This window comes from Niallia tiangongensis (assembly GCF_044704065.1).
GTDB classification, from domain to species: Bacteria; Bacillota; Bacilli; order Bacillales; family Cytobacillaceae; genus Niallia; species Niallia tiangongensis.
On the sequence record NZ_CP162613.1, the window covers coordinates 2,904,076 to 2,922,391 of the forward strand.

General features: G+C 33.2%; 18 protein-coding genes. 4 read left to right on the forward strand and 14 right to left on the reverse strand.

Features of this window, described 5'->3' with window-relative positions:
• Positions 1-39: 39 nt before the first annotated feature.
• Positions 40-1,647 carry an ATP-binding protein gene (locus AB3U99_RS13950; RefSeq protein ID WP_400241833.1) on the reverse strand — a complete coding sequence of 536 codons (1,608 nt, stop codon included), beginning with the start codon at positions 1,645-1,647 and terminating at the stop codon, positions 40-42.
• Positions 1,648-1,978: 331 nt separating this feature from the next.
• Between AB3U99_RS13950 and AB3U99_RS13955 the strand changes: the two genes are divergently transcribed.
• Together AB3U99_RS13955 and AB3U99_RS13960 are read left to right on the forward strand one after the other, a co-directional pair.
• A complete protein-coding gene (locus AB3U99_RS13955) occupies positions 1,979-2,101 on the forward strand; it encodes a hypothetical protein (RefSeq protein ID WP_400241835.1) in 123 nt (40 codons plus the stop codon).
• Between the two features lie 478 nt (positions 2,102-2,579).
• Positions 2,580-2,729: a hypothetical protein gene (locus AB3U99_RS13960; RefSeq protein WP_400248075.1), complete on the forward strand. Its 150-nt coding sequence runs from the start codon at positions 2,580-2,582 to the stop codon at positions 2,727-2,729.
• A gap of 478 nt (positions 2,730-3,207) precedes the next feature.
• Here AB3U99_RS13960 and AB3U99_RS13965 read toward each other — a convergent pair whose 3' ends face one another.
• Both AB3U99_RS13965 and ilvA read right to left on the reverse strand, forming a co-directional pair.
• On the reverse strand, positions 3,208-4,050 hold the full coding sequence (locus AB3U99_RS13965; RefSeq protein WP_400241837.1) for a DegV family protein: 843 nt from the start codon (positions 4,048-4,050) through the stop codon (positions 3,208-3,210).
• A gap of 345 nt (positions 4,051-4,395) precedes the next feature.
• On the reverse strand, positions 4,396-5,661 hold the full coding sequence (ilvA, locus tag AB3U99_RS13970) for a threonine ammonia-lyase IlvA (RefSeq protein WP_400241839.1): 1,266 nt from the start codon (positions 5,659-5,661) through the stop codon (positions 4,396-4,398).
• A gap of 200 nt (positions 5,662-5,861) precedes the next feature.
• On the opposite strand from ilvA, the gene trhA reads away from it, so the two are divergent.
• The gene (trhA, locus tag AB3U99_RS13975) at positions 5,862-6,500 is read left to right on the forward strand and encodes a PAQR family membrane homeostasis protein TrhA (protein WP_400241841.1); all 639 of its coding nucleotides are present in this window, start codon (positions 5,862-5,864) and stop codon (positions 6,498-6,500) included.
• Between the two features lie 65 nt (positions 6,501-6,565).
• Here the strand turns inward: trhA and AB3U99_RS13980 are convergent, their stop codons facing one another.
• From AB3U99_RS13980 to AB3U99_RS14010, 7 genes are all read right to left on the reverse strand, one after another.
• A complete protein-coding gene (locus AB3U99_RS13980) occupies positions 6,566-7,060 on the reverse strand; it encodes a dihydrofolate reductase (protein ID WP_400241843.1) in 495 nt (164 codons plus the stop codon).
• Entirely contained in the window at positions 7,057-7,851 is a 795-nt protein-coding gene (locus AB3U99_RS13985; RefSeq protein WP_400241845.1) for a thymidylate synthase, read from the reverse strand. Before AB3U99_RS13985 ends, AB3U99_RS13980 begins: the two co-directional genes overlap by 4 nt.
• Before the next feature lie 46 nt (positions 7,852-7,897).
• Entirely contained in the window at positions 7,898-8,605 is a 708-nt protein-coding gene (locus AB3U99_RS13990) for an anthrax toxin lethal factor-related metalloendopeptidase (RefSeq protein ID WP_400241847.1), read from the reverse strand.
• Positions 8,606-8,869: 264 nt separating this feature from the next.
• Positions 8,870-9,448, reverse strand: a complete 579-nt coding sequence (locus tag AB3U99_RS13995; RefSeq protein ID WP_400241849.1) for a TerD family protein — start codon at positions 9,446-9,448, stop codon at positions 8,870-8,872.
• A gap of 70 nt (positions 9,449-9,518) precedes the next feature.
• Positions 9,519-10,130, reverse strand: a complete 612-nt coding sequence (locus AB3U99_RS14000) for a TerD family protein (RefSeq protein WP_400241851.1) — start codon at positions 10,128-10,130, stop codon at positions 9,519-9,521.
• A 300-nt stretch (positions 10,131-10,430) separates the two neighbouring features.
• Complete coding sequence (locus AB3U99_RS14005; protein WP_400241853.1) at positions 10,431-11,534, reverse strand: toxic anion resistance protein; 1,104 nt, start codon at positions 11,532-11,534, stop codon at positions 10,431-10,433.
• 3 nt (positions 11,535-11,537) lie between these two features.
• Complete coding sequence (locus AB3U99_RS14010; protein ID WP_400241854.1) at positions 11,538-13,181, reverse strand: YceG family protein; 1,644 nt, start codon at positions 13,179-13,181, stop codon at positions 11,538-11,540.
• A gap of 235 nt (positions 13,182-13,416) precedes the next feature.
• Between AB3U99_RS14010 and AB3U99_RS14015 the strand changes: the two genes are divergently transcribed.
• A complete protein-coding gene (locus AB3U99_RS14015; protein ID WP_400241855.1) occupies positions 13,417-13,674 on the forward strand; it encodes a hypothetical protein in 258 nt (85 codons plus the stop codon).
• 151 nt (positions 13,675-13,825) lie between these two features.
• Here AB3U99_RS14015 and AB3U99_RS14020 read toward each other — a convergent pair whose 3' ends face one another.
• Genes AB3U99_RS14020 through AB3U99_RS14035 form a run of 4 tightly spaced genes read right to left on the reverse strand, consistent with a single transcriptional unit; the run spans position 13,826 to position 18,235 of the window.
• Positions 13,826-14,620 (reverse strand): HAD family hydrolase, encoded by a 795-nt coding sequence (locus tag AB3U99_RS14020; RefSeq protein WP_400241856.1) that lies wholly within the window; start codon positions 14,618-14,620, stop codon positions 13,826-13,828.
• Complete coding sequence (locus AB3U99_RS14025; protein WP_400241858.1) at positions 14,617-15,735, reverse strand: cysteine protease StiP family protein; 1,119 nt, start codon at positions 15,733-15,735, stop codon at positions 14,617-14,619. The genes AB3U99_RS14020 and AB3U99_RS14025 overlap by 4 nt, the downstream gene beginning before the upstream one ends.
• Before the next feature lie 3 nt (positions 15,736-15,738).
• Positions 15,739-17,097 carry a phosphoribosyltransferase family protein gene (locus tag AB3U99_RS14030; protein WP_400241860.1) on the reverse strand — a complete coding sequence of 453 codons (1,359 nt, stop codon included), beginning with the start codon at positions 17,095-17,097 and terminating at the stop codon, positions 15,739-15,741.
• Positions 17,036-18,235, reverse strand: a complete 1,200-nt coding sequence (locus AB3U99_RS14035) for an HpcH/HpaI aldolase/citrate lyase family protein (RefSeq protein ID WP_400241861.1) — start codon at positions 18,233-18,235, stop codon at positions 17,036-17,038. Before AB3U99_RS14035 ends, AB3U99_RS14030 begins: the two co-directional genes overlap by 62 nt.
• Between the last annotated feature and the right edge of the window lie 81 nt (positions 18,236-18,316).

Sequence of the window (18,316 nt, forward strand, 5' to 3'; positions counted from 1 at the left end):
GATTACTACTTTAAAGTTGGATTGATACTTGTATTAATTTTAACTATTATTAGCCTTTTGTGAAAGTGGGATATAAATTTTAAATAATGTCCCTCTTCCCTTTTCACTTTGGACTTCGATGCGTCCTTTCATCTGTTCTACCATTTGATAACAGACCATTAATCCCATTCCAGTCCCTTTTTCTTTCAATGAATAAAAGGCGGTTCCTAACCGGTTTATCTCCTCTTCTGTCATTCCAATACCAGTATCCTCTATTTCAAAAACACCATATTCGATTGTAGGATACAGGTTAATTGTTACAGTACCACCATTTTTCATCGCTTCAATTGCATTTTTTAAAATATTTATTAATACCTGCTTTAATTCATTATTATTAGCTTCTATGTATACTTGCTGAATATTCTTCTTAAAGTGAATTCCTTTACCCATCATCGCATAAGAATGCATTAAATCAATGACTTTATTCGCTAAATCAGCTCCGTCAATTATTTGTGATTGTTCAACATCAGGCTTTGCAAGCGATAAATAATCATTAATAATCGTTTCCGCCCTATTCATTTCTTCAATCATCAATTTAATATATGTTCGTTCTTCTTCACTCATATGTTCTTTTGCATAAAATATTTGCAAAAAGCCTTTGACTACTGTCATTGGATTTCTGATTTCATGTGCAACGGATGCGGCAAGCTGACCAACGGCATTCATTTTCTCTGCTTTTTGTAGTTCTCGATTCATCTTCATAAATTCTACAATATTATCCATTTGCGTAAGGGCTTCTTCTATTGTCGTTAATTGAAAATCCTTAGATATTGTACCAAGTTCCTTCGCCGTATTTGTTAATCTGTAAAAAAGAGAGGCGAGTTTATCAACAACTTCATTAAAGTTTTTCATTAAACCTTGTATTTCTTTGTTATCATTCACTTCCATCTTAACATCAAAGTTCCCGACACTTAATTCATTTAAACTTACCATCATTTGATTAATAGGACGTAGAATCTTATTTAACCATCTTCTTATAAATAGAAAAATCAATATATAACTTATTAAAATAAACAATCCGGTTTGAATTATTAGCTTTTTTAAAAAAATAAGGTGATCATTGATTTTCATATCCATACCAATAATTCCAACTAATTGTCCGTTCTCATCATTAATAGGTGTAAAAGAACTGATATAATACTCTTCCTTCAGTCTGTATATGCTACTATGCTGCATATCATGCAATGCAATTGTTTTATTGTAAATTGCCATAGCTTTATCTGCTAAAGTATTAACATAATTGATTTCCTTTTTTGGATTTTGTGGAGAAATAACTGCTATAGGAGTCTGCTCTCCATTTTCATCTACCATTGATATATATAATATTTCCGTCAACGCAGAAATATTATTGTTAAAATCCGTTGAAGAAATAACATTTTGTAAAAGTTGACCAGAATTAATATGTTTCGATTCGCTCATTTGAAAAGTAACATTATTACTTAATAAAGTTAAGACTTCTTCTCCATCTTTTTCAAAATGTATTTTCAAATCTTTATAATGATGATAAAAAATGGATGTTAAGAAAAGAATTAGAAGGAAGAAGGGCAGAAAAAAAGATACTACTTGTTTTTTATTCACAAACGGAATATTACATATTTTTTTTATCATACTGGCCACCTATTTCATATATTCCTTAGTCTGTAACCGTTAATGTTGTTACATTCTATTGCTTTCATCACACAATTCCCAATTACAATTTACTTATATGAGTACGTAAATATAATTATTATCTTGATTCGACATTTTCACTTAAATTCCCTTTAATTACTCCATTTTTTTTATTAAATAACAAATTTATGCTTTAAGAGAGAACACCTGTGACTATAGTCGTGGGATGAATCTCATTTCTTTTTGTTTTTTGAAAAAAGAATAAATAAAACACCAAAGAAGCGAACGTACATTCGTTTTAGTAAAATAATAGTAGAGGGAGGTGGAAAATTTGGAAAAGACAGAGAAACAATTTTGCTTACAAAAAGAAATAGTAAAGCTAAGATCAAGAAAAGAATATTTGGCATTGCGTAAATTAAGTCAATTGAGTAAAAATATGTACAATGTTGGTTAGTATTCGGTTCGCCAACACTTTTTTGAAACCAAATATATCTCCCCGCATAAGAAAAATTACCATGCATCTTAATTCAATGAGAACTACAAATTAATGGGTTTAGCAGCGGCACAACAAACGCTCAAAAAAGTAGAAGAAAATTTTAAATGTTTCTTTGGTGTGTTAAAAGTAGAAGGTCAAAAAGCACGGATTCCACGCTATTTGGATAAATATACTCATTTTGAATGGAGTTACCCTCCATTCATAATACAAAAAGATGGTACATTCAATATTCCAGTAAAAGAGAATACGGAACGATTAAGGTGCGTTTTCCATCCAATTCGGCTCCTTCAGAAATTGCCGAAATACGTATTATTCCCAAATATAATGCATATTATTTTGAAATCGAGTATGTATATAATAAACAAGTGGAACAGCAGAATTCAAACAAAAGTAAAGCACTTTCTTTAATTTAGGGATAGATAATTTCGTTGCCGGTATTGATACACTTGGTCATTCTTTTTTAGTTTCTGGTAAACGAGTAAAGTCTTTGAATCAATGGTACAAAAAAGAAAACAAACGATTACAGTCGTTTAAAGATAAACAAAATATTCACATCGGATCTAAAATAAAAGAGGCTGAGACATAAGTATTCCAGCAATAGATAAACCCGAACAACCATACGATAGTTCCATATGATCGTTCGGGTTTATATTGGTTTATAAAAGGCTTTTTCAGTAAAGATGGTCTTATTATCCGCATCCTGAATACACTTCGCTTTCCATTGGGCGAGCGCCGAGCCGCTCCCATAGGAGTCTACGTGTATTCAGGATGCTCCGTCTTTCCAATTAATTAATTTTTTCTATTTCCATAATAGTTTATAGAAAAACAATCTTTAATAACGAATTAGTTTTTACACTGACTATATTTAAAATCATAAATAACTAGCATGAAAAAGCAGCCTTTATTTAAGAGCTAAATTAAGGATGGTTCGTCTTTACAGGTTGGCTATTTTGTTTTGTCCCATCCTCTTTCAAAAACTAAATATGTTTTAAATTAGTTATAAAGCATACTAGTTAATTCATCATAAATGAGTCATGGCTAGATTTGATCAAGAGGTAAGCTTTCTATTCAATATAATAGCTGAAACCAATTGCCCCTTGTCCTGTATGTGTTGAAATGATAGGCGTGGTATAGTCTATATCCACTTTATTAAATCCAGTTGCCTTTTCAATTGCTTCCTTTAATTTAAGGGCAACATCAAGACTGCCAGCATGTGTAATTCCCACACTTTTAATTTTTTTGCCGAGACTGTCTTCTACAAAAGCACCAACTAAATACTTTACTGCTTGTGAACGACTTCTAACTTTTGCAATAGGTGTGTATACACCATCTTCAAGGGTTGCGATTGGCTTAATATTTAGTAAAGAACCTAAAAAAGCTTTTCCTTTTCCAATTCTTCCGCCCTTCATTAAATTCTCCAATGTATCGACAACTACAAAAAGTTTCGTATGTTTTTTCACATGATTTAATCTTTGCAATATTTCCGCTACATTATGTCCTGCTCGCACCATTTCTGCAGCTTCTAATACTTGAAAGGATAAACCCTTCGATATAAATTCAGAGTCTACTACAAAGACCCTTGCCTTTGTTAATTGACTAGCACTTTTAGCTGATTCTACTGTCCCACTCATTCCACCTGTCATATGAATAGATATAATATCATACCCTTTATCAGCAAGTTCATCATATTTTTCAACGAAAGTGCCAACAGAAGGCTGTGAGGTTTTAGGCAATTCTTCTGATTCCATCATTTTATCGATAAATTCAGCAGGGGTAATATCCACTCTATCCAAATAAGATTTATTATTAATATAAATTGATAAAGATATTACTTCAATTTCATATTTTTCTAATATTTCCTTCGATAGATCGACTGTTGAATCTGTAACAATTTTAATTTTTTTCATTTCACACTTCCCTATTTGTCATTCATTTTTCATTAAAACGCTTACTTTATTATACATTTATTTTTAGGATATTCCTATGCTCTAATGATTTTATTTTTTGAGCATATACTATCCACTATACCACAAAATATGCTTTTCGTAACCTGTGAATCCCATCACATATTCTTGATTATTCTATAAGGAAAAACTTTTTGCAAAAGGTTTTGAATGATTGAGAGGTATAAATAGAGATTTAAGAAAAATTTTTCTAGCTTTACCCGGTTACATCCCTTTAACTATAGCTAATAAATAGGCCTTGCATGATTAAAATCTCCCATGCAAGGCAATAATCGATTACTTTAAATGTTAGACGAGCAAATGAAATAAATTAGAATCTCTATTCACTTCCGTGTAAGGAAATCCTTTTTTATCCATTCTTTCAATTAATCCTTTATAGTCATCCCTATTCTTCAGCTCTAACCCGACTAGCGCTGGACCATTTTCTTTATTATTCTTTTTGGCATATTCAAAACGGACGATATCATCATCAGGTCCTAAAACATCATCTAAAAATTCTCTAAGAGCACCTGCTCTCTGTGGAAAATTTACGATGAAGTGATATAACAATCCTTCATATAATAGCGAACGTTCTTTAATATCCTGCATTCGATCAATATCGTTATTTCCCCCGCTAATCACAACTACAATATTTTTCCCTCTTATCTTTTCTTTATATAAATCCAGTGCAGCAACTGGTAAAGCTCCAGCTGGCTCCGCAACGATAGCATGCTCATTGTATAAAGAAAGAATAGATGTACAAACTTTACCCTCAGGTACTAAAACGATATCATCAACATAATCTCGACAGATTTCAAAATTCTTTTGACCAACACTTTTGACTGCTGCTCCATCTACAAATTTATCAATCTTATTTAACGTAACTACCTTATTTCTAATTAAGGCTTCTTTCATAGAGGGTGCACCAGCAGGTTCCACACCAATCATTTTAGTTAATGGAGAAACGCTTTTCATGTATGTACTTAATCCAGCCATTAAACCGCCGCCACCAATGCTTGCAAAAACATAATCAATTGGCACATCAATATCATTCATCATTTCAATAGCCATTGTTCCCTGTCCTGCTATGACATTCTCATCATTAAATGGATGAATAAATGCTCTTTCTTCCGCTTCTGCACAAGCAACTGCTTCTACATAGGAATCATCAAATGTATCACCAGTTAAGATAATCTCCACATTTTCCTTTCCAAACATTTTAACCTGCGTCACCTTTTGTTTAGGAGTTGTCGCTGGCATAAAAATTTTCCCATGAACATTTAAATAACGACATGAATATGCTACTCCTTGAGCATGGTTACCTGCACTTGCACAAACTACGCCATTTTTCATTTTTTCTTTTTCTAGCATCTTCATCGAATAAAAGGCACCCCTTAATTTAAAGGAACGCACATGCTGTAAATCTTCCCTTTTTAAATAAACATTGCAATCATATTTTTCAGATAATCGATAATTTTTTTGTAAGGGAGTATGGGCTACTATGTCTTTAATTCCTTGGTATGCAATGATAATATCCTCTAATTGCACCCATTTTTTCATTACATTTTGTTCCATTTCCACACCCTCATTTCTAACCATTTTAATTCGTACATTATACCATGAATTTTCCGCTTTCTCCTAATAAAATTTTAAATTTTCTTTTTTTTTAATTTATTTGATCGCGTAGAATTTTTCCCAGTAGAATCCTCGCTGTATTTGTTTGTTTTTATTGAAGGAATACATTACAATGAAAGAATAAGGAGTGACTTTAATTTATGAATTTTTCGATAAAAGATTTTTCGATAAAAGAAGAGATAGCCAACAGTATTACCCATGGTATTGGATTACTCTTAAGTATTCCCGCATTAGTAATGCTTATTGTAAATGCTGCTGAAACCGCTAATCCATGGAGAATTGTAAGTTTTTCCATTTTTGGTGCAACAATGATAATCCTCTATCTTTGCTCCACTTTATTGCATAGTATTACCCATGAAAAAGTAAAGGATTTTTTCGAGATATTGGATCATTCTTCCATTTATCTTCTAATTGCAGGAACATATACTCCCTTTGTTCTAGTTGCCATTCGTGGTGGCTTAGGCTGGACCCTTTTTGGAATTGTGTGGGCATTAGCTATTATTGGAATTGTCTTTAAATGCTACTATGTCAAAAAATATATTGTAACATCAACAATCCTCTATGTTATTATGGGCTGGCTAATTGTGACGGCAATCGTACCACTTTATCATGCAATCGGAGTGACCGGTTTCATGCTTCTCATTGGAGGTGGCCTTCTTTATACTGTTGGTAGTATATTTTATGTCATGCAAAAAATCCCATACTTTCACGCCATTTGGCATATCTTTGTTTTAGCTGGAAGTGCGTTAATGTATTTTTGTGTATATCTCTATGTTTGATTGTTAAATAGGTTCACCATATCTTTCTATAAGAAAAAGGAAGGCAAAATCGGCCTTCCTTTTTCTTATAGTTCCGCTCTTTCATACACATAAAAAACATGAGAATACAAATTTTTTTCGTCTTCTATCCCTTTTTGTTCACTCACAAGCTCCCATTCTTGCCAATTTAGGGCAGGGAAAAACGTATCTCCATCAAATTCATGGTCAATTCGTGTAATGTATAAGCGGTCTGTTTTGCTAATTGTTTCTGCAAAAAGCTCAGCACCTCCAATTACAAAAATTTCCTCCTCGCGATGGGCAAAACTCCATTTATAAAATTCATCAATCGAATGAATAATTGTACATCCTTCACAAATATAATCTGGATTTCTCGTTATGATTACATTTTCACGATTTGGAAGATTCCTTCCAATCGAGTCCCTTGTTTTTCTTCCCATCACAATCGGATGCCCTGTCGTTACTTTTTTGAAGTACTTTAAGTCCTCTGGCAAATGCCATGGCAATTGATTATTCACACCAATAACATTGTTTCTATCCATTGCAACAATCAATGAAATCATACACTGACCACCCCTTTAATATGGGGATGTGCTTCATAATTAACAATTTCAAAATCCTCATATTTAAAGGAGAAAATATCTTTCACGTCTTTATTAATTTTCAGCTGTGGTAATGGCTTTGGATCTCTCGTTAGCTGAAACTTTACCTGCTCCATATGATTTGTATAGATATGAACATCTCCAAAGGAATGGACAAAATCCCCTACCTCTAAATCACACACTTGGGCGATCATATGTGTAAGCAGTGCGTAAGAAGCAATATTAAAAGGCACTCCAAGAAATACATCTGCTGAACGCTGATACAGCTGACAAGATAATTTTCCATCTGCAACATAAAACTGAAAAAGACAATGACATGGCGGCAAAGTCATTTTCTCTATATCTCCAACATTCCATGCACTAATAATTAATCTTCTAGAATCTGGATTCGTCTTGATTGCATGGATCAATTCTGATATTTGGTCAATCGAGTTGCCATCTCTTGTCGTCCAAGAGCGCCATTGATGTCCATAAACCGGTCCCAAATTACCTTGCTCATCTGCCCATTCATTCCAAATTCGAACATTATGATCTTGTAAGTATTTCACATTTGTATCTCCATTTAAAAACCAAAGCAACTCATAAATAATTGAGCGCAAATGCAGCTTTTTAGTAGTAATTAACGGAAATCCTTCTGAAAGATCAAACCTCATTTGATAACCAAACGAACTAATTGTTCCAGTACCTGTTCGATCTTCTTTTTTTACACCATTTGTTAAAATATGCTCACAAAGATCTAAATATTGTTTCATTTTTATAAACACCCTTTATATTAAATTATGATTCAACTTTCATAGCTTATTGAATAGAAGCGATATAACGATATGTTTTCGGAGCTAATTGCAATAGTTTTTCCTTTTCCTTTCCTCCAATATAAAACATTGCAAATGTTTCTGCGAAATATTCTTCTGCATATTGAAGAAAGTAATGTCTATTAGGAAATAACGTCCCTTTTTCCTCGTTCCAAACTAACCTATACGCTTCTGTTGTGCTCGCATCGTTTAGTACTTTGTAATCAATGGAATGAGCCAATTCATGGTATTCTAAATTAACAGAGCTGTGCCCTTTTCCCTTTTCACTAGCACCTATTTTTACAAGAACCACTTTCCCGCCACCTATTCCAGGCACATCATCCCATGTCTTTTTGGAGGTGTATCCTCGTGGAATAATTCCAGCAAATTTCTTTGCTGTTTTATTATCTGTTAATTTGCCTGTAAATAATTTTACTTTTATTCCACTGGATTGCACCTTATATAATAGAGTTGAAGGCAAATGATTTAATCTTTCAATCATAGCAGCTGCTACTACTTGATCAAAAGATTCTTCTGGCAATATAATAATATTCCCTAAGTTTTCTTTTGCATCCAAGGATAAATTCGCTTTAATAATGGTTAATTCAGAAAGGCTATTTAAGTATATTTCATTATTCGAAAGCTGTGAGTTTCCCATCAGAATACTTGTTGCTGCTATCATACACAATGGTGCGAATCTTTTGAGCCATCTCATCCTTATCCTCCACAACTAACCTCTCTCCCTGTTTCTATTATTCTAAAAATAACTAAAGAATTAAGAGAGGAACAACCTATTCTATTAAAATTATAGCATAGGTTAGGAATCTCAAAAACTAGATTTTATTGGCTAAAATCCTCATAAAAAAATCCAAAAGAATGGATAGAAAAATATTATTGCAATTCTTCTACTGCCATTCTTTTGGGATAATATGTTTTAAATGAGAAGAAGAGGACACTTTTTATAGTCTTACAATTCTAGTTAAACTTCTAAACCATAATTACCGCACAAAGCAGCAAGTCCTCCAGAAAAACCACTTCCAACCGCATTAAATTTCCATTCCCCATTATGTTTATAAAGCTCACAAACGATAACAGCTGTTTCAACGGAAAAATCTTCCCCTAAATCAAAGCGAAGTATTTCTATATTATTATCTTCATTTACAACACGTACAAATGCATTGGAAACTTGTCCAAAGTTTTGTCTTCTTGATTCTGCATCATGGATAGTAACAGCAATGCCAATTTTATTAACGTGAAGAGGAATCTTGGTAAAATCAATAATGATTTGTTCATCATCTCCATCCCCTTCACCAGTGCGATTATCACCAGTATGCTCCACTCCGCCGCTTGGATGGACAAGATTATTATAAAAAATAAAATCCTCATCATTAATTACCTTGCCGTCTTCATTTGCCATAAAAGCTGACGCATCTAAATCAAAGCCAGTTCCACCATCGTACTGGTTAATATCCCAGCCTAATCCAATAATGGCTCTCGTTAAACCTGGATTTGTTTTTGTTAAATCAATTCGTTGTCCTTTAGAAAGGTTAATACTCATTTTCTATTCCCCCATATCTGAATAATAGATTGATTCATATATAGCATTTTTTTTTGCATATATTATGAAATTATGAATAAGATTTAACAACTTCACCTAGACTTCCTGCGTTTGTCCCTGTACCAATTGCCGCAAACTTCCAATCTTGTCCGTGTCTATATAACTCACCAACTATCAAACTTGTCTTTCCTGAGTAATCATCTGTCAAATTATAGTGAATAAGCGATTGATTTGATAATGGATTTACGATCCGAATAAAAGCATTCTGTATCATGCCAAAATGTTGTCTTCTATTTACAGCATCATATATATTTACAACAAAAATTAACTTATGAATATGTTTAGGCACCATATTTAATTCTACATGGATTTGTTCATCGTCCCCATCACCGTCACCAGTTAGGTTATCCCCTGAATGGTTAACACTACCGTCGCGGCTTTTTAAATTCCCAAAATAGATAACATCACTATTTGCTTGAACTTTCCCTTGGTCATTTACCATTATGACCGAAGCATCACAATCGATACTTGCTGACGCTCCTCCACCAAATAGAGAGCCTAAAAAGCCTCCTCCTTTACTTTGCTGAACTGGATCCCAGCCAAGACCAATCAAAATTTTACTTAAGCCTGGATTTCCCTTTGTTAAATCAACTCTTTGTCCTTTTTGTAAATTAATCGCCATTATTCTTTCACTCCTATGTATGATAGTTTAATTGGTTATAGTGCAGGTTTCGAGAGCTTGTAATAGATGAAATGCACTATTAATCAGGGTCTATATTCAAAAAGAGTTTTGCTTTTAAAAGAAGCTTGTTGATTGCAGAGAAAACGAGAAATTACACAAGGCAGAATGGTGTTCCTCGTTCAACAAACATAAGGCTCCCTCTTTCCCTTGGAATAAAATGAATTCACTACAATCAACGCGGTTTGTCAAATTCTTTAAAAAATAACAAACCTTCCAAAACAGCCATTAAATAAGACGAAATTACCCTTGAAGCTTCATTTGCTTGAAGTTATTTTGTAATTCTTCTAATTTTTTTGTTCCTTCTTCTCTTAAGCGTTTATTCTCTTCTTCAATAGTTTTTGTTTCTTGCATTCCTTTGATGATAATATTCCAAGACTCTTCAATTGTCTCAATCTTAATGCTTGGGCTGCCTGCAAGCCTTGCAATATCTACACTTTGCTGGGAGATATTTTGAGCGTTTTTAACAAGCATTTCATTTGTTCTTCTATCCAATTCACTCATGCTGTCAGCAACTAATTTCTGTCTTTTTGCAGCCACAGCTTGAATAAGACCATTTTTAAAAATAGGAATTGTCGTCACAAATGCTGAATTAATCTTACCAATTAATTTTGTGTTTCCTCTTTGCAATAAGCGTATCTGTGGTGCAGTTTGCAAAGAAACCATTTTTGCCATTTCCAAATCGTAAACACGCTGATCTAAGAGCTCTATTGCATTTCTGAGGGTATCAAGCTGCATCCCTGCTAATTGATCACCCGCAACTGCTTTTGCCTCAAGTTGTGGAAGTACGTGAGTCTTTAATTCTTCAGACTTCATCCCTCCTGCTACAGCATATTTTTCTAATGTTAAATAATATTGATAATTTTGCTCGTACATTTCATCGAGCATCGTTGTAGAATCAACCATTTCATTTTGATATTTTGAAATTTCCACATAAACTTTATCTATCTCTTGTCCCATAGACTGGTATTTTCCAAAAAGCTTTTCCATTATTTTTTCACTTTTTTTAAACAGTTTGCCGAAGAACCCCTTCGATGTGTCCTCAAAATCCTTTTTGTCGAATTTATCCATGATTCTGCCAAGCTGTTTCAATAATTCGCCAGAGTCTTCCACTTTAGTAGTTCTCATATTATTAAGGATTTTATCGGAGAATTTTGAAATTTGAGTTGCAGGTTCCTTCCCGAATTCAAGTATTTGGATTTGATCCTTTTCGTCAATTGACTGTGCCAATTTCTGTACTTCCGGCTCATTTCTAAGCGCTAATTTTATTTCTGATACTTTTTCTTCCGTTAATACTTCTGCAACTTGATTGTCTGCATTATTTATATTTGATGGTTGCATATTCATCTTTTACTCTCCTTTTCTATTCTTTAAAAACCCACTAAATATACCCCTTTTTAGAAAGGATGGCTCTTTATATTCCATGTCAAACACCATATCCTCTAGCCAATGCACATCAAATAACGTATCTTTTGTAAAGGACTCCATGTCTACATGACCTGCAGGATTGTAAATAATAATATCAACCCCGAGTGTGTTCATTAATAGTAAAATGGCTGCATCTTCTCTTGTAAACATACCATTTTGCTCTGTTTTAAACAGTACGATACTTGGTACTTCTTGTGCGTAATCAAACTTTTGCAGCATTTTCAAAAAATCATCAGGTATTAGCAAGCATTGTGAAAACAGAAAAATTGCTACTTCTTCATCTGATTCATTAGCTAGTTTCTTAAGTGATGGCCTTGCACAAACTCTTGAAATGGCAGCAGCAATTCCTTTTTGCAAGCCTGCTGGCAACTGTTTATAATTCCAATAATGTGCTGCTATCATCTTTTCAGGATCAAGTAAACCATCTGTTCCAAGTGCACCGCGATAATGGTATCGAAAATCACTAATAATAGCTCTTGTGAACGGAAAACTTCGAATTAATAAAGTTTCCTCTTTATTCACGATAGCATGGATACGCTCCCAGTACTCTTTTCGATTCTTACTTACACCAAATATTTTAGCAAAAACAGACGGGATATGCACTTCTCCATTTCTAACATCAAAGTTTGGACGAATCATTGCCAGTTCTTTCTCAAGAAGAAAAATTTCATCATAAGTCGTTTTTAATGTAATGGAAATCGGTAGATACTCTCTAAATTGCCACGGTTTATAAAGATTGGAACCTTCATGGTGAAGAATATTCTCAATCTCCCTTGACGCTCGATATGCTACAGTTGCTGTTCTTTTTCGTTCTTCTTTAGGAAAACTTTCAGGTTCTTTCATTCGTGGGTATTGATGTTGAAAAAATAATTCCTTATCCAGCTTTAATTTTTCTAGAATGTCATCCCCATTTGGATGTACAATGACGATGTCGCAACCAAAGGTAAGAAGAAAGTAAATAAAATACGACTGACTTTTATTCGCATCACCATACCAAAGAAATTTAGGCATATTTTCATTTAATTGGCTTTCTTCTATAGCTGGTTGTAAATGATTGATGGACCATTTTATTATATCAACTACTAATCTTCTTAAATCATTATTTTTCAAGCCGTTTTCTTCCACTTCTGCAAAGTGCTGAATAACTTTAATAAAGCTCTCTCTCAATTTTCGATGAATGGCAGGAATAGAGGATTTTATCAACACATTTTCTCCATCTAGAAAAGCAACAAAACGATTAATGGATAAATTTTGCTCCTGCATTCGATTAAATACTTTTTGAATAGATTGAAAATGCTGATTATCAATCGTCCTATCAAGCGATTCATCTGTCAGTAAATATAAGCCTGTATTATCTTTATTTATCCAATTGAACAGCTGATTATAGTATTCATCCTCGTCTATTGGTATTCCAAGTAATTTTACTACAGCCTGACCGAACGTAAAAATGCGATTACTCGTATCGTGTAGCGGTCGTTCTTTAATTGGTTTTAATAGAATATCAAACCAATTTTCCGTAGACAAAGGAAGGATAACATTATTGATTGTATAATAGTCTTTGTTCATTTTCTCCACTTCCTAATTTCAAACCAATGATAACTATCTATCTCTATCATAGCATAGCTTTACGTTAAGACTAAATATTCTACTTAGTAATTCTTTACGAAAATTTTATAAAAAGGTTTCATTTTTTAGAGAGAAAGGAAGAAGATTTTTCTCTTTTATCTTACATTGATGATTTTAGCACCTATTCTTTTACTCAAGCATATAATACAGTACATTAGGCGAGTAGGTGCTAACTATGAGATCATTCTTTCGAAAATACACGTATCACGAAATTGAAACAGATTTAAATTATGTACAAAATGTTCTATCATCCAATATGTATGTTTTTGTTGATTTAATCTTTATTTCTCTAATTATCAGTTTTTTCATGGCAATATTTTTCGAATCTATTTTATTTGGGGTTATTGTATTTATTTGCTGTTATTTATTTTTTGTCGCCATATATTGTTTATTGCTTAAATGGATTAAAGATCCGCCAGAAGATGAGCTTTAGATATGCTTGCTCTTGTAAAAAAGTGAATCATCATGATGCTTTTCCTCATACTATATTGTTTTTGGAATTCTAACTATCCATTAATGAGGGATAAAGTTTAGAGGCGAGTCTTTTGTATTCGCCTCTTTCTTATATGTCTATTTATTCATATTTAAAAAATAAACTGTTTATGAACATTTCTCACGATTTCTTCTCCAGCAAATGCTCCTTTTTGAATAGTTAGATGATGAGTTGGATTTTTTACTTTTTCCAAAGTTAACTCACCATGTCTTGGAATGTATCCTATTTGACATATATTTAGAAACGGAAAATCTAATAAGGAATCACCCGCACCAATTGATTTCTCTACTCCTTCTCTTTCCATTATGTACCTAATCGCCTCTCCCTTACAGATAGGCCTTGGCATAAAATATAGTTTTCGTCCTTGTGAGGATATATTCCAGCCATTTTCTATTGCAACGTTGATTAGTTCTCTTTTGGAATCTTCGTCTATATTTGTTTTTAATACATAATAAAAGAAAAGATTATCAGCAATTTTCAACTCACCATGCAGAGAATATTTCTGTAGCTTTTCTAATAATTCTTCTTTTTCCATACAATCTTCTTTTAATCTGGTGTGAATGGTTTCTGCCCACTCCTTTACAAGCTCTCCTTTATAATGAATTTTTGCTCCATTACTTGTAACACAGTATGTCATTGGCATATCTTCATCAAAGATAAAAATTCGCTTATATTGTTCATAGGTTCTGGTTGTAACCGGAACGAATAAATGCTTAGTAGCAATTTCCTTCAATAAATAATAACTATCTTTTGTCATAAAGGAAACATGTTCACCATTTTTTGCTTCCACACCAATCATCGATTGATTCCAAGGAGTTTCCATTTCATGTAATGCACGTTTTGAATAAATTAACGTTCTATCTAAATCTGACGCAAATAGATTCATCCTTTTTGCTCTACCTTCTTAATTAATCCACAGCATGTATAGCTCATATTAGGATATGGAATTACTTCTACGCCTCTTTCTTTTGCTAGCAAAACAATATGTTGAACATAAGGACTGTCTGGATCCTTCATTAATACCTTCCATGGCACCCTTCTTAATAATACTCTTGTCGTTTCACCAACACCAGGTTTTACATAATGCGTACTGTCAATGTTGAATTCTTCCTTAATGCTCAGAACTTCTTTCATCCCTTTAAAATCAACGGTTTGATCTAGCTCATTTGCACGAATATTTTCCTCAATTTGGACAGGAGGTACTTTTTTGAATCCCTTTGTAATTTCGTCTAAATAGCTATTCGATACATCATAGGGCTCTAATTCCTGATAATACTTCGCCCCGTGAAAATCATCTTTTTTGATATATTCTTCATTTAACACCGTACGACTTACAAGGCCTGAGACAGTTGAATTTAAACAAGCACTTGGAATCAAAAAGTCTTCTCTCGTTCCATAAAGTGATGTACAGTATCCTGGATCAGCAAGCACTGCTAATGTATCATCTAATCGAACCTGATATTTTTGGTAAAATTCCTTACAGTTTTTCGTTAATTCAATTGAAATTGCTCCTTTTCCTGTCCATCCATCAATAAATTGGAGGGCATATCCATTATGTTTTTGCAGCATATAATGAATCGCATTTTCATCGATGCCTCTATCTCTTATGATAGAAATACTGTAGTGAGGTAGAGATACATCATATTTCCATTTCAAATAGCGTTTAATTAAGATTCCAATAGGTGTACCTGCTCGTGCTAAGGAAACCAATACCGTTTGTTTACCATGTTTTCGATAAATTTGCTCTGCAACAATTGCTGTACAAAGGGCTACTTTGTCTTTATAAGCATGAAGTGTCTCCCAAAAAAGTTGCAAATAATGTTCAGGTGGATTATATTCAATTGGCAGTGTTTTACTATAATGCTCGCCACCTTGAATCTTTTTTTCTCGTTCCTCGGTAGAACCCTCTAATGTAATGTGACTTAAGTCTTTTAATAGAAAAATAACATCTTCTTTATCATAGGACCCGAACTTTACTGGTTGTTGTACGTTTGCTTTCATGCTTTACCTCCCGCTGCAGTATACAATATTTATTTTTTTTACTTGTGCTGTTGACAATTCAGCTAGCAACTCCGTTAATCTTTCCCTACTTACTTTTCTCTCAAAAAAAACAAAGATATCATCGTATTGATTCGCTTTAATATTGTATAAGTAGTTTACTATATCCACATCTTCTGGATTAGAAAAACAAAATGCCGTTTTAGCACCGTAATGCTCTTCATTATTTGGATAAATTGGACTTCTTGTAGTTGATTGATAATATGTATTTTCCCCCATATAGCTTGCTAGCTTCATAGGAATATACATAAATTCTCCTGTTCCAATGCAAAGTGTCGTACCTACTCGCTTCTTCTTCAGCTCATTTGCAGCACTTCTGATCCAAACATCAGTTACCTCGTCTGTATGTATGGCAAACCTACCTGTATCCTTCAAATATCCATACTCAATTCGATTTCCTGCTAGACTCGAAGATGTTATAGGAACTATTCGTTCTTTCACATAATTTTTTAGACTTATAAACTCTATTAACGGTTCCTCTACATTCCTTTCAATAGATTCTGCATGGGAAACCATATTAATTTGATCACCAGCTAGCTCAAAACTTCCTTTAAGCAAAGACACTACTTGAATGATTATTTGCAATTCCCGTTCCAAAGATTTCATTTCTAACTGCCATTCTTTAGAGCGCCAATCTAAGATGGAAACAACCGTATATTTTTCTCTTGGGTATTTCCTATGAATATCTCTAATAATATTGATTGCTGTTTTACCTGTTGTTAATTCATCATCGACTAGAATAATTTCTCGATTATTATCAAGAATGTCCTCTTCCACGTAACAACGGTGAGAAGTTGCATGAGAATGCTCTTCTTCAAAAGTAATGATTGGAATTAGCTCATTTACGTTTTCCCTAGTCGTGTGAAAAAAAGCAGCCTGTTCAAATGCTCGAAAAAAAGAATGACCTAATGCCGTTGCTGTTTCTGCAAAACCAATAATTATCGGATTTACTTGGTCGCTTGAAATAAATGGCTTGTCAAAAAAGTGTAAATCAGACTCACGATAAATAGCCATTATTTCCTCTCTTTGTGGGGAAATAGTACCTGTAATAATTTCTTCATATCGTGTTGCCAGCATAAATCCAGTAAGCAGCCCTTTTTTTGGTTCAATCGGTATATGCTTTCCCAAAAGCTTACTAACAAATAAAAATGCCCGCTTCTTATTTATTCGTGCAGCCATTTTAAAAAAATCCTCTACTGGCAGGTTAAATGGATTTTCTTCAACGATAATGTTCATCTGTAAATTATGAATGATTGGTAATGAAATTTTCTTGTTTAAGTAAGTCAATGTATGTAAATCCTTCATGAAACACCCCGTAAACCTTTGATTTTAAAATAATTTTCTGTGCCCAGTATAGATGTGGCTTAATTTCGTTCATCTTATTTGAAAAACTGCTTTTTATTACACCAATTTCTCCATTATTACTTTCAATTATATTACAAGCGTCTAAATACTCCTCATAGGAGACAATATTTAATGCCTGAACAGGTTTTATATGTGTTGGATGAATTATTGTCTTCCCTGTTAAGCCATTCGTAATATCCATGATTACTTCTCGTATTAATCCATCCATATGCTTATCAATTAGCTGTGTTCGCATATTCATGCCAGCTTTACCATATCGTTTGCGAAATGGTGTTTCTCTTAATTGAGGGATAAGCATCCTTTCTCTTGTTGTGAAATATTCCCAAACAGGTCCAGAAACAACATAAGAACTTTCAGCACGTGTAAATACGTTAACAATATCTGAAATACAATCTCGAATGATAGCAACATCATATACAGTCGTTTCTGCATTTCGACGGATGCCATATAATCCACAAAAATCAGTAGCACCAATTCGCACATTTAAAATGAGATGTTTATAATCATCTAAAACTTTCTTTATTGAAAGAAGTTCATCCATTCTAGTTTCTTTTTCAATTATTTTTTTTGTTTCTAAAATCGGCATCGCATATAAAGAATGCCCTAGCATATTATATTTTTCTAATTCTTTTAAAATTATCTCACCCACAGCAGCTTCAAACTTTGGAATGACGATACCAGTTAATAAACTTATTTTTTCACCAAGCAAATCCATCAGATTTAAAAATTGAGATACGGAACGAATTCTAATAAAAATCAACGGTAATTCATTTTTATAAAGCACCTTGTCCTCTAACGCTTGATAAATACTTGTTAACTCCTCGACTAATTTACGTTCAGCAACATCCACTTCATGATCACCTATTGAGTCCTCTAAACAAATTACCATTGAAGTTAAAGCGGAGTGTTTTTTTGTTAATAAATCGTGAAAAATATTCGGTCTTGTTGCAGGCATGTATAGGGTTGAAGCAAGTGCATAGGATAATACTTCCTTCTCGGAAGTACTAAATACCTCTTCTGGTAATTTAAAGAAAAGACGTTCCATTTGTTTTTCATTTAAGTCAGAGAATAATTTCATTTCCTTTGCTCCATTCAATAATATTAAAGACTTTTTAATAACTATTCTGAAAATTCAAAAACAAAAATTGAATTTTATAGT

What these genes read in the sequence shown, in the direction of transcription:
- AB3U99_RS14010 (WP_400241854.1), bottom strand. Translation starts at nt 13,181, where the DNA reads ATGAACAAAGACTATTATACAATCAATAATGTTATCCTTCCTTTGTCT.
- AB3U99_RS14000 (WP_400241851.1), bottom strand. Translation starts at nt 10,130, where the DNA reads ATGGCGATTAATTTACAAAAAGGACAAAGAGTTGATTTAACAAAGGGA.
- ilvA (WP_400241839.1), bottom strand. Translation starts at nt 5,661, where the DNA reads ATGGAACAAAATGTAATGAAAAAATGGGTGCAATTAGAGGATATTATC.
- AB3U99_RS14005 (WP_400241853.1), bottom strand. Translation starts at nt 11,534, where the DNA reads ATGAATATGCAACCATCAAATATAAATAATGCAGACAATCAAGTTGCA.
- AB3U99_RS13990 (WP_400241847.1), bottom strand. Translation starts at nt 8,605, where the DNA reads ATGAGATGGCTCAAAAGATTCGCACCATTGTGTATGATAGCAGCAACA.
- AB3U99_RS14035 (WP_400241861.1), bottom strand. Translation starts at nt 18,235, where the DNA reads ATGAAATTATTCTCTGACTTAAATGAAAAACAAATGGAACGTCTTTTC.
- AB3U99_RS14015 (WP_400241855.1), top strand. Translation starts at nt 13,417, where the DNA reads ATGAGATCATTCTTTCGAAAATACACGTATCACGAAATTGAAACAGAT.
- AB3U99_RS13980 (WP_400241843.1), bottom strand. Translation starts at nt 7,060, where the DNA reads ATGATTTCATTGATTGTTGCAATGGATAGAAACAATGTTATTGGTGTG.
- AB3U99_RS14030 (WP_400241860.1), bottom strand. Translation starts at nt 17,097, where the DNA reads ATGAAGGATTTACATACATTGACTTACTTAAACAAGAAAATTTCATTA.
- AB3U99_RS14020 (WP_400241856.1), bottom strand. Translation starts at nt 14,620, where the DNA reads ATGAATCTATTTGCGTCAGATTTAGATAGAACGTTAATTTATTCAAAA.
- AB3U99_RS13985 (WP_400241845.1), bottom strand. Translation starts at nt 7,851, where the DNA reads ATGAAACAATATTTAGATCTTTGTGAGCATATTTTAACAAATGGTGTA.
- AB3U99_RS14025 (WP_400241858.1), bottom strand. Translation starts at nt 15,735, where the DNA reads ATGAAAGCAAACGTACAACAACCAGTAAAGTTCGGGTCCTATGATAAA.
- AB3U99_RS13965 (WP_400241837.1), bottom strand. Translation starts at nt 4,050, where the DNA reads ATGAAAAAAATTAAAATTGTTACAGATTCAACAGTCGATCTATCGAAG.
- AB3U99_RS13950 (WP_400241833.1), bottom strand. Translation starts at nt 1,647, where the DNA reads ATGATAAAAAAAATATGTAATATTCCGTTTGTGAATAAAAAACAAGTA.
- AB3U99_RS13995 (WP_400241849.1), bottom strand. Translation starts at nt 9,448, where the DNA reads ATGAGTATTAACCTTTCTAAAGGACAACGAATTGATTTAACAAAAACA.
- trhA (WP_400241841.1), top strand. Translation starts at nt 5,862, where the DNA reads ATGAATTTTTCGATAAAAGATTTTTCGATAAAAGAAGAGATAGCCAAC.